This window comes from Aeromonas sp. HMWF014 (genome assembly GCF_963878295.1).
Classification (GTDB): domain Bacteria; phylum Pseudomonadota; class Gammaproteobacteria; order Enterobacterales; family Aeromonadaceae; genus Aeromonas; species Aeromonas popoffii.
In genome coordinates, this window is sequence record NZ_CAWNYS010000080.1 from 1 (window position 1) to 10856 (window position 10856).

Sequence of the window (10856 nt, forward strand, 5' to 3'; positions counted from 1 at the left end):
CATGGATGCCGGCACGGGGCGGGGTAGGCAAGTGCTCACGCTTGCCTCGCCGCCTTCGGGGCCGGTCTGTGTCAGGCGAAGATCAGGGTGCTGACCCCGAGGCCGACAAACAGGATGGCGCAGGCGATGCGGATCCCCTTGAGCGGCAACTTGTCGGCGCCCAGCTTGCCGAGCAGCACCACGGGCACGTTGGCCAGCATCATGCCGAGGGTGGTGCCTGTGATGACTTGTACCAGCGAGTCATATTTGGCCGCCAGCAACACGGTGGCGATCTGGGTCTTGTCGCCTATCTCGGCGATGAAGAAGAGCACGAAGGTGGCCATGAAGGGGCCGTACTTGTCGAGCGAGCTCTCCTCGTCGTCCATCTTGTCCGGCACCAGGATCCAGGCTGCCATGGCAATGAAGGCGCCGGCGACCAGATAGATCATCACCTGGGGATCCAGCCAGCGGCTGATGAACTCGCCAAACCAGGCGGCGGCGGCGTGGTTGAGCAGGGTAGCCGCCAGCATGCCGGCTATGATGGGCCAGGGCTTGCGAAAACGACAGATGAGTAGCAACGCCAGCAGCTGGGTCTTGTCGCCGATCTCGGCGATAGCCACGCTCAGGGTTGAGGTTAACAAGGCTTCCATAAAAATGACCGGGGGACGGAATTGTTATACCTGAGACAAGCCTGCGCCATCCGTCCCCGGTATTGGCACTGGCCCGTCAAAGGTCTTGTCAAATCCACGGATTAAATGGATCACCCTGACCATGGTGAGTTGGCACCAAGCATGTTGATCAGGGTCGCAAACCGGTTTGGGATCGGGTTGCGAGACTACTCCCCCTCGATGGGAGCGGGCATTCTAGGGAAAAATCATCCGCCAGACAAGTGGGTTAGCCACCGACCAGCTTGACGCTGAAACCGGCCTTTTCCAGTTCGGTTTTGATCAGGTCCCGTTTATCCCCCTGGATCTCGATGATCCCCTCTTTCAGGCCGCCGCCGGTACCGCACTTTTTCTTGAGCAGGGTGGCGATGGCCTTTTGCTGTTCGGCCGGTACGCCGTGAATGCTGATGACACCGGCGCCCTTGCGCCCCTTGGTCTCGCGCCGGATGCGCACAGTGCCATCCTGCGGGAAGGGGGAGGCAGATTGAGACTGGGTCTGTTCCTTGATGATGCCGCCATCTGTGCTGTAAACCAGGCGGCTGTTGTTGTCGTGACTCATGGCAATACTTTATGGGTTAGCTAAGCGGAGTTTGATTTTACTCAAATAAAAGTTGAAGACACAGCATATAATGCCCCGAGTAAAAGCGAATTATTATTGTTTAACTTCAGGAGTCAGTCATGGTACTCACGCAGTTGTCACCGGGACAGAGTGCTCGCATCAAGAACATGAACCAGTTGACCCGCCCCCTGCGGCGCAAATTGATGGTGATGGGCTTGTTGCCACAGACTGAAGTCATCTATCTGCGATCCGCCCCGCTGGGGGATCCGCTCCAGATCCAGTGTCAGGGGATCTGTCTCTCCATGCAAAAGAGTCTGGCCCAGCAAATCGAGGTCGAACCGGTATGAGTTATTCCCTGGTAACCGTCGGTAATCCCAATAGCGGCAAGACCTCCCTGTTCAACGCCCTGACCGGTGCCCGCCAACAGGTGGGTAACTGGAGTGGCGTCACCGTCGATAAAAAGATGGGCGAATTTTCCGCCGATGGTCACGACTACAAGCTGATGGACCTGCCCGGCATCTATAGCCTGGCCAATCAGGAAGGGAGCCTGGACGAGCAGATTGCCAGTCGCTTCGTCCAGGGTCAGCAGCCGGATCTGCTGCTCAATGTCATCGATGCCGCCAACCTGGAACGCTCCCTCTATCTCACGCTGCAGTTGCGCGAGCTGGGGCTGCCCATGGTGGTGGTGCTCAACAAGCTGGATATCCTGCAAAAGCGCCGCATCGTTATCGACGAGAGCAGGCTCGGCAAATCCCTCGGTTGCCCGGTGGTCGCCCTCTCTGCGCACAACAGCAAGCAGGTTGCCGCCTTCAAGCAGCAGATCCAGCAGTTCATCGGCCAGCCCCAGCAGGCGCTGCGGCTCGATTACGGCCGCGACCTTGAACACGATCTGGCGGAGCTTGAGACCCTGCTCGCCCCCCATCATCTCACCCCTCGTGGCCGCGCCCTGCGCCTGCTGGAAGAGGATGTGGTGATGCAGGAGACCCTGTTGCCCGGCCAGCAGGCCGCCGCCACTAACGTGGTAGCCCGCGCCCATCATGCCCAGGACATCGATCTGCAACTGGCGGATATCCGCTATGGCCACATTCACCAGTGGGCCGGCCAGGCGTGTCAGCAGAAGGGCAAGCTCACCGTGGCCCAGAGCGAATGGCTGGATCGGGTGCTGCTCAACCGCTGGGTTGGCATCCCCTTCTTCCTGCTGGTGATGTACCTGATGTTCATGTTCGCCATCAAGGTGGGCAGCGCTTTCATCGACTTTTTCGACATCATGGGCGGTGCCCTGTTCGTGGATGGCGTGCACCACCTGCTGGGGCTCTTCGGTGCCCCTGACTGGCTGGGGGCCATACTGGCGGACGGCTTCGGGGTCGGCTTGCAGACGGTGGCCACCTTTATCCCGGTGATCGGCTGTCTCTACCTGTTTCTGGCGGTGCTGGAGAGCTCAGGCTATCTGGCCCGTGCCGCCTTCGTGGTGGATGCCCTGATGCGCCGCCTCGGCCTGCCGGGCAAGGCATTTGTGCCCATGCTGATGGGCTTTGGCTGTACCGTGCCGTCGGTGATGGCGACCCGCACCCTCAACTCGGAGCGGGAGCGGCTGATGACCTCGGCCATGGCCCCCTTCATGTCGTGCGGTGCCCGCCTGCCGGTCTACGCCCTGTTTGCGGTGGCCTTCTTCCCGGAATCGGGTCAGAACCTGGTGTTCGGTCTCTACCTCATCGGCATTGTGGTGGCCGTGCTCACCGGCCTGTTGCTGCGCAGCACCCTGCTGCCGGGCAAGAGCGATGCCATGTTGATGGAGATGCCCGATTACGAGTGGCCGCGCCCCATCAACGTGGGGATCAAGACCTGGCAGAAGCTCAAATCCTTCGTGTTCGGCGCCGGTAAAACCATAGTGCTGGTGGTCGCCGTGCTGAGCGTACTCAACTCGCTGGGCACGGATGGCAGCTTCGGCCACCAGGATCAGGAGAGCTCGGTGCTGAGCAAGATAAGCCAGGCCGTGACCCCGGTGTTGCACCCCATAGGTGTGCGCGATGACAACTGGCAGGCCACAGTGGGTATCGTCACCGGCATCTTCGCCAAAGAGGCGGTGGTCGGCACCCTCAACAGCCTCTACGCGGGCAAGAGCGGTGGTGAGGAGGCTGGCGAGTTCTCGCTGGTGGCCAGCTTCCACGAGGCCGTGGCTGCCGTGACGACCAATCTGGCGGAGATCAACCCGACCGACCCCATGGGGCTTGCCGTTGGCAATCTCGGCGACCAGCAAGCCGCCGCCGACGCGCAGGAGGTCGATGTCTCCACCTACGGCAACATGCAGGCCCACTTCGACGGCGCGGCCGGTGCCTTTGCCTACCTGCTGTTCGTGCTGCTCTACATGCCCTGCGCCGCCGCCATGGGGGCGCTGGTGCGGGAAACCGGTCGTCAGTGGGCGCTTTTGACTGCCGCCTGGTGCAACTACGTGGCCTTTATGTGCGCCACTGTCTTCTATCAGCTGGCAACCTTTGCCGCTCATCCCGAGCAGAGCCTGTTCTGGATCGGCAGCTATGGCCTCTCCCTGCTGCTGCTCTGGTGGCTGGGCCGTCGTCACGGCGACATAGTCGCCCGCAAGGTGGTGGCCCTGTGATCCTGCGGGAGCTCGGCGACTATCTCGCCGCACAGCAGAAAGTGAGCCGGCGGGATCTGGCGCGCCACTTCCACACCTCGGAAGATGCGGTGGAGGCCATGCTCGGCGTCTGGATGCGCAAGGGCCGGGTCGCCAAGCGGGAGACCCAGGTGTGCGGCGGCAGTTGCTGCGGCAAGCGTCAGGAGGTGATGTTCGAGTGGTGCGAGCCGGGCCAGATAGGCCTGGTGCAAAAGTGCTGAGCCTGCGCTCTGGTCCGCCTCACTCCATGACAAGGGGACGGGACTGACCGGCGGGTGCCAGCGGTGGTGAATGCCCACTGTGGATATCTGGCTGAATAAAGAAGAGGCCGACATCGCTGTCGGCCTCTTTGTATTTTCATCTCAGAAGACGTCGGCTGCCCGATTAATCCTCTTCAGCCCAGCGGCGTGAGCGTTCAACCGCTTTTTGCCAGCCGTGGTAGCGCTTGTCGCGATCGGCGTGATCCATCTGCGGGATAAACTCGCGATCCACGCTGAACTTGTCTTCCAGCTCGTCAGAGCTCTTCCAGAAGCCGACGGCCAGACCGGCCAGGAAGGCGGCGCCCATGGCGGTGGTCTCGATGCGGGTCGGACGTACCACCGGGGTGTGCATCATGTCAGCCTGGAACTGCATCAGGAAGTCGTTGGCTACGGCGCCGCCGTCTACCTTGAGGGCTGCCAGCTTGATGCCGGAGTCCTGCTGCATCGCATCCAGCACATCGCGGCTCTGATAGGCGATGGATTCCAGCGCGGCACGGATGATGTGGTTACGGTTGGCGCCACGGGTCAGGCCGACCATGGTGCCGCGAGCATACGGATCCCAGTAGGGGGCGCCCAGACCGACGAAGGCCGGTACCAGATAGACGCCGTTGGTGTCACCCACCTTGGAGGCGAAGTAGTCGGTATCGCGGGCATCGTGAATGATCTTCAGCTCGTCACGCAGCCACTGGATGGTGGCGCCGCCCATGAACACTGCACCTTCCAGCGCGTAGTTCACTTCCCCTTTCGGGCCGATGGCAACGGTAGTCAGCAGGCCGTTGCTGGAGCGAACCGGCTCGGTGCCGGTGTTCATCAGCATGAAGCAGCCGGTGCCGTAGGTGTTCTTGGCCATCCCTTTTTCAAAGCAGAGCTGGCCGAACAGGGCAGACTGCTGGTCACCGGCAATACCTGCGATGGGGATGCGGGAGCCGCCGCCACGGGTGGTGTAGCCGTACACTTCGGAAGAGGGTTTCACTTCCGGCAGCATGGACATGGGGATGCCCAGCTCGTCCAGCATCTTCTCGTCCCACTTCAGCTCGCGGATGTTGTAGAGCATGGTACGGGAGGCGTTGGTCGGGTCGGTGACGTGCACTTCGCCATTGGTCATCTTCCAGACCAGCCAGGTATCGATGGTGCCGAACAGCAGCTCGCCGTTCATCGCTTTCTCGCGGGCACCTTCCACGTTATCGAGGATCCACTTCACCTTGGTACCGGAGAAGTAGGCATCCAGCACCAGACCTGTGTTTTCGCGAACGTACTCTTCCAGACCGCGAGCTTTCAGCTCTTCGCAGATGGCGGCGGTGCGGCGGCACTGCCAGACGATGGCGTTGTAGATGGGCTTGCCGGTGGCCTTTTCCCAGACGACGGTGGTTTCACGCTGGTTGGTGATACCGATGGCGGCGATCTCTTCGCTGCGCAGGCCAGTCTTGGCCAGCACTTCGGTAAAGACGGAGGATTGGGTCGCCCAGATCTCCATCGGATCGTGCTCTACCCAGCCCGCTTTCGGGTAGTGCTGGGTGAATTCGCGCTGGGAGGTACCGACAATGTTGGCATCCTGATCAAACACGATGGCGCGGGAAGAGGTGGTTCCCTGGTCCAGAGCGACGACATATTTCTTTTCAGCAGACATGATGTTCTCCACGTTTCTATTTTCCACGTTTTTATACGTTGGAGGGGGCCGCTCTTATGCGGCAGCCTCTTCTTTGGCGGTTTGGGTCGCTTGCTCGGTGGTGACGACACGGTTGCCCGGGACGCAGGGAGCCAGCACTTTGACATACAGAGCGGTACCAATCTGGGCGCCAACGATGGGGCCAAGGATGGGTACCCAGAAGTAGGGGTTGTCACGACCACCGGTCATGGCCACGTCACCCCAGCCTGCCAGGAAGGCAAACAGTTTGGGGCCGAAATCACGGGCCGGGTTCATGGCAAAACCGGTTAACGGGCCGAGGGAAGCACCGATCACGGCGATCAGGATACCGATCAGCAGGGCGGCGGCGAAGCCTTTGGGGGCACCGTTGTTGTTGTCACCCAGTGCCATGATGCCCAGCATCAGGACGGCGGTGATCACCAGCTCGACCGCGAAGGCTTGCATGTTGGAGAGCAGCGAATGCGGATAGGTAGAGAAGATGCCAGCGGTGCCAAGGCTCTCGACGCTGCCGCGCACCACGTTGTGGGTCACTTCCCACTGAGTGAACAGGCCGCTATAGAGGAAGTAGACAAGGGCGGCGAAGCAGAAGGCGCCTGCGACTTGAGCGATGATGTAGGGCACCACTTTACGTTTGTCGAACCCGCAGAAGGTCATCAGCGCCAGGGTCACGGCCGGGTTCAGGTGGGCACCTGAAATACCCCCGGTCACATAGATGGCGATGGCGACACCCAGACCCCAGGTAATCGAGATTTCCCATTGTCCGAAGTTGGCGCCTGCCAGCACCAGGGCGGCCACACAACCGACGCCGAAAAATATCAGCAGGCCGGTGCCGATAAATTCGGCGATGCACTCGCCAAGCAGGGTATTGGGTCTTTGTATGCTCATATACCGTTATTCCTTATATCTACCCAGAGTAGGTTTGATGTTCTGTTTTGTTGTTTTTTTCAGTCCCATTATTTCGTTGGAAAACGTTTTTCTTGTTTTTTGAGCTGACGCAAACGTTATGCTCGTTTGTGCTCGTTCCAGGACGAGTGAGAAAATAAACCTAAATCGAACATTCACCACGCCCTCCCCGCAGGAAGTGTGGACAAGATCCCACTCATTGCTAAAAAACTGTGACGGAAAGCAAGATGCAGCCATGCTTGTACCACTTAGTGGGTAGCTGAAAGCCTTGCTATATAAGGGATTGCGGCTGATACGCAACTACTCAACTGGCGCTTTCTTTTGTAATAAAACTGCAATATTTGAGCCTCCATCACAGATTAAATGTTCATATATGAGCACAATAGGCTCGCTTTCGAATCAGGACTCCTCTGGTTGGTCAGCATGGACAGGGCACCCTCAACCGCCCACAACAACAATAAGGACGCAGAACATGCTTAGTCTCTTCAGGCCTGCCCCACATATAGACAGGCTCCCGGCCGACAAGGTCGATCCCTTCTACAAACGCATGCGTTGGCAGGTGTTTTTCGGGATCTTCTTCGGTTATGCCGGTTACTATCTGGTGCGAAAAAACTTCAGTCTGGCGATGCCTTATCTGATTGAACAGGGATTCTCCCGCGGCGATCTGGGCCTGGCCCTGTCGGGGGTTTCCATCGCTTATGGTCTGTCCAAGTTCCTGATGGGGAACGTCTCTGACCGCTCCAATGCCCGTTACTTCCTCTCCGCAGGCCTGCTGCTCTCGGCCGGCATCATGTTCATGATGGGGACAGTGCACTGGGCCACCTCCAGCATCGGCATCATGTTTGTGCTCTTGTTCCTGAACGGCTGGGCACAGGGCATGGGCTGGCCGCCCTGCGGTCGCACCATGGTGCACTGGTGGTCACAGAAGGAGCGTGGCGAAGTGGTCGCGGTCTGGAACGTGGCGCACAACGTCGGCGGCGGCATGATAGGCCCGCTGTTTATCCTCGGGATGGGCTGGTTCAATGACTGGCGCAGTGCCTTCTATGTGCCCGCTGCCGCTGCGGCTGCCATTGCGGTGATCACCTTCTTCGTGATGCGTGATACCCCGCAATCCGTGGGTTTGCCCCCCATCGAAGAGCACAAGAACGACTACCCGAAGGATTACAACGAAAGCCATGAGCAGGAGTTTTCCGCCAAGGAGATCTTCGTCAAGTACGTGCTGCACAACAAGCTGCTGTGGTATATCGCCATTGCCAACGCCTTCGTTTACCTCATTCGTTACGGCGTGCTGGACTGGGCCCCGACCTACCTGAAAGAGGCCAAGGACTTCAGTGTCGACAACTCCTCCTGGGCTTACTTCCTGTACGAGTGGGCCGGTATTCCGGGCACCCTGCTGTGCGGCTGGATCTCGGACAAGCTGTTCCAGGGTCGCCGTGCCCCGGCCGGTATCCTGTTCATGGTGCTGGTGACCGTTGCCGTACTGGTTTACTGGTTCAACCCGGCTGGCAACCCGACCATCGACATGATGGCACTGGTGGCCATCGGCTTCCTGATCTACGGTCCCGTCATGCTGATCGGCCTCTATGCGCTTGAGCTGGCACCGAAGAAAGCAGCCGGTACTGCGGCAGGTTTCACCGGGCTGTTCGGTTATCTGGGCGGCGCTGTGGCAGCCAACGCCATGCTGGGCTATACGGTTGACCACTTCGGTTGGGATGGTGGCTTCATGGTGCTGACCGCGTCTTGCGTGCTCTCCATCATCTTGCTGGCCATGACCCTCAAGCACGAGAACATTGCCGTCGCGGCCAAGAAAGCCGCTGCCGATAGGGCATAAAACGTGATCCTGCCCTTATCGATCCGAAAAGGGATCAGGTAAACTGCAAAAGGCCCCGCATCTGCCGGGGCCTTTTTTCGTCCCATCATCGGAGTGCAAGCGTGAAGCAAACCCAACGACATCTGGAGATCCTGGACGTCCTGACGCGGCAGGGCTTTGTCTCGACCGAGGATCTGGTGACCCACTTTGACGTCAGCCCCCAGACCATTCGCCGGGATCTGAATGATCTTGCCGAACAGAACAAGATCCGGCGCCATCATGGCGGTGCCTCCCTGCATTCGAGTACCGTCAATACCGCCTACAGTGCCCGCAAAGTGATGCAGCTCAAGGAGAAAGAGCGTATAGCCCGCGAAGTGGCCGCCAACATTCCCGACGGTTCATCGCTCTTTATCGACATTGGCACCACCACAGAAGCCATCGCCCGTGCCCTGCTGGATCACCGTGAGCTGCGGGTTGTCACCAACAACCTCAACGTGGCCAGCATTCTGACGGCCAAGGATGACTTCACCGTCATCATCGCCGGTGGCGAGATCCGCAACCGGGATGGCGGCATAGTGGGGGAGGCGACCCGCGATTTCATCGGCCAGTTCCGCATGGACTACGGTGTCATCGGTATCTCGGGCATCGACAATGACGGCTCCCTGCTCGATTTCGACTATCACGAGGTGAAGATTGCCCAGGCCATCATCGCTCACTCCCGTCAGGTGTTTCTGGCCGCAGACCACACCAAGTTTGGTCGCAATGCCATGGTCAATCTGGGCAACCTCAACCAGATCCACGCCCTGTTCACTGATCAGGAGCCGCCCGAGAAGCTCATGCGGTTGATGTCCCAGCATCAGATCGCATGCCACATCTGCTGAGTCGCCCCCCGCACTGGCATCAGGCCGCCGCACCGGCGGCCGCTTCTTTTCCGCTTCCTCCTCCTCTCTGTTTGTACAACCTGCGCTGCATTCTGGATGCCCCGCGTCTTGGATGCTCACGGGCATGAGCGCGATCTCGCGCCCCCTTTTTTGCCAGCCAGCCCCTTGCTGACACCCTGATCACCGATGGCCCGCATTTTTAGCATTGCCATAACCATCGCGATCACATTTTCTCCATAAAATGTTCGTTTATCATTTTTTCATGCTCTAATATGAGCGAAATCAAACATTGCTGTCATGGCAACACAAAATAAGAAAGAGTAGGTGAACATGAGCGAACATTATGATCTGGTCGTCGTTGGCGGCGGCATCAATGGGGTGGGCATTGCGGCTGATGCAGCGGGTCGGGGTCTGAAGGTTGCCCTGTTCGAGGCGCAAGATCTCGCCTCTGCCACCTCTTCCAATTCCAGCAAGCTGATCCACGGTGGCTTGCGTTACCTCGAACATTACGAATTCCGGTTGGTGAAAGAGGCGTTGGCGGAGCGGGAAGTGCTGCTCGGCATGGCCCCTCACATCGCCCGTCCCATGCGCTTTCGGCTGCCCCATCGCCCGCACCTGCGTCCGGCCTGGATGATCCGCGCCGGTCTGTTCCTGTATGACAACCTGGCCAAGCGCGACAAGCTCAAGGGCAGCTGCGGCCTGCGCTTCCTGCCGCAAGACGGCTTGAAGAGCGGTATCAACAAGGGCTTCGAATATTCGGATGCCTGGGTCGATGACGCTCGCCTGGTGGTGCTCAATGCCATGATGGCCCGGGACAAGGGCGCCGACGTGCAGACCCGTACCCGCTGCATCAAGGCGGTGCGTGGCTCCAAGCACTGGACTCTGACCCTGGAGCGGGAAGGGGGCGAACAGTTCACCGTCACCTGCCGTGGTCTGGTCAATGCGGCCGGTCCCTGGGTCAAGACCTTCTATGACGAGAGCCTGCACGAGAAATCTCCCCGTGGCATTCGCCTCATCAAGGGCAGCCACATGATAGTGCCGCGCATCCATGAGCGCGAAGAGGCCTATATCCTGCAAAACGAGGACAATCGTATCGTCTTCGTCATCCCCTATCAGCAGGACTACTCGCTGATTGGCACCACGGACGTGGAGCATCACGGCAGTCCGCGCGAAGCCAGGATCAGCGAGGCCGAGATAAGCTACCTCTGCAAGGTGGTCAACGCCCACTTCACTCGCCAGATCGCCCCGAAAGATGTGATCTGGACCTATGCCGGGGTGCGCCCGCTGTGCGATGACGAGTCCGATTCCCCCCAGGCGGTGACCCGTGACTACACCCTCGAGCTCTCCGGCGAATCCGACGGCGCGCCGCTGCTCTCGGTGTTTGGCGGCAAGCTCACCACTTATCGCAAGCTGGCCCAGGCCGCCTGTAACAAGCTCAAACCCTGGTTCAGCCAGATGGGCGAAGATTGGACCGCCAGCAGCCGTCTGCCCGGTGGTGAGTTCGACTGCTCCACCACCGAGT

Annotated in this window: 9 protein-coding genes and 1 pseudogene; 6 read left to right on the forward strand and 4 right to left on the reverse strand. The window is 59.6% G+C overall.

All coding sequences use genetic code 11. The annotated features are described in order from the left end of the window. Positions 1 to 71 precede the first annotated feature (71 nt). Together AAC083_RS03120 and AAC083_RS03125 are read right to left on the reverse strand one after the other, a co-directional pair. The gene (locus AAC083_RS03120; protein WP_042034535.1) at positions 72 to 629 is read right to left on the reverse strand and encodes a TMEM165/GDT1 family protein; all 558 of its coding nucleotides are present in this window, start codon (positions 627 to 629) and stop codon (positions 72 to 74) included. A 244-nt stretch (positions 630 to 873) separates the two neighbouring features. After that, entirely contained in the window at positions 874 to 1203 is a 330-nt protein-coding gene (locus AAC083_RS03125; RefSeq protein WP_042034534.1) for a translation initiation factor, read from the reverse strand. Positions 1204 to 1322: 119 nt separating this feature from the next. Here AAC083_RS03125 and AAC083_RS03130 point away from each other — a divergent pair, with 119 nt between their 5' ends. From AAC083_RS03130 to AAC083_RS03140, 3 genes are read left to right on the forward strand one after another with little or no spacing between them, the layout of a single operon-like run. After that, positions 1323 to 1550, forward strand: a complete 228-nt coding sequence (locus AAC083_RS03130; RefSeq protein ID WP_042034533.1) for a FeoA family protein — start codon at positions 1323 to 1325, stop codon at positions 1548 to 1550. Further along, on the forward strand, positions 1547 to 3817 hold the full coding sequence (feoB, locus tag AAC083_RS03135; RefSeq protein WP_108537977.1) for a Fe(2+) transporter permease subunit FeoB: 2271 nt from the start codon (positions 1547 to 1549) through the stop codon (positions 3815 to 3817). Before AAC083_RS03130 ends, feoB begins: the two co-directional genes overlap by 4 nt. Beyond that, entirely contained in the window at positions 3814 to 4056 is a 243-nt protein-coding gene (locus tag AAC083_RS03140) for a FeoC-like transcriptional regulator (protein ID WP_108537978.1), read from the forward strand. The genes feoB and AAC083_RS03140 overlap by 4 nt, the downstream gene beginning before the upstream one ends. A gap of 163 nt (positions 4057 to 4219) precedes the next feature. On the opposite strand, the gene glpK is transcribed toward AAC083_RS03140, so the two are convergent. Both glpK and AAC083_RS03150 read right to left on the reverse strand, forming a co-directional pair. After that, positions 4220 to 5722, reverse strand: coding sequence for a glycerol kinase GlpK (glpK, locus tag AAC083_RS03145; RefSeq protein WP_108537979.1), 1503 nt, complete (start codon positions 5720 to 5722; stop codon positions 4220 to 4222). Between the two features lie 54 nt (positions 5723 to 5776). Next, positions 5777 to 6625, reverse strand: coding sequence for an MIP/aquaporin family protein (locus tag AAC083_RS03150; protein ID WP_108537980.1), 849 nt, complete (start codon positions 6623 to 6625; stop codon positions 5777 to 5779). A gap of 490 nt (positions 6626 to 7115) precedes the next feature. Between AAC083_RS03150 and glpT the strand changes: the two genes are divergently transcribed. From glpT to glpD, 3 genes and pseudogenes are all read left to right on the forward strand, one after another. After that, positions 7116 to 8474: a glycerol-3-phosphate transporter gene (gene glpT, locus AAC083_RS03155; RefSeq protein WP_042034528.1), complete on the forward strand. Its 1359-nt coding sequence runs from the start codon at positions 7116 to 7118 to the stop codon at positions 8472 to 8474. A 101-nt stretch (positions 8475 to 8575) separates the two neighbouring features. Next, positions 8576 to 9334, forward strand: a complete 759-nt coding sequence (locus AAC083_RS03160) for a DeoR/GlpR family transcriptional regulator (RefSeq protein WP_042034527.1) — start codon at positions 8576 to 8578, stop codon at positions 9332 to 9334. A 330-nt stretch (positions 9335 to 9664) separates the two neighbouring features. Next, positions 9665 to 10856 (forward strand): annotated as a pseudogene (glpD, locus tag AAC083_RS03165) (glycerol-3-phosphate dehydrogenase); the annotation flags it as partial.

What these genes read in the sequence shown, in the direction of transcription:
- AAC083_RS03130 (WP_042034533.1), top strand. Translation starts at nt 1,323, where the DNA reads ATGGTACTCACGCAGTTGTCACCGGGACAGAGTGCTCGCATCAAGAAC.
- glpK (WP_108537979.1), bottom strand. Translation starts at nt 5,722, where the DNA reads ATGTCTGCTGAAAAGAAATATGTCGTCGCTCTGGACCAGGGAACCACC.
- AAC083_RS03150 (WP_108537980.1), bottom strand. Translation starts at nt 6,625, where the DNA reads ATGAGCATACAAAGACCCAATACCCTGCTTGGCGAGTGCATCGCCGAA.
- AAC083_RS03125 (WP_042034534.1), bottom strand. Translation starts at nt 1,203, where the DNA reads ATGAGTCACGACAACAACAGCCGCCTGGTTTACAGCACAGATGGCGGC.
- glpT (WP_042034528.1), top strand. Translation starts at nt 7,116, where the DNA reads ATGCTTAGTCTCTTCAGGCCTGCCCCACATATAGACAGGCTCCCGGCC.
- AAC083_RS03120 (WP_042034535.1), bottom strand. Translation starts at nt 629, where the DNA reads ATGGAAGCCTTGTTAACCTCAACCCTGAGCGTGGCTATCGCCGAGATC.
- feoB (WP_108537977.1), top strand. Translation starts at nt 1,547, where the DNA reads ATGAGTTATTCCCTGGTAACCGTCGGTAATCCCAATAGCGGCAAGACC.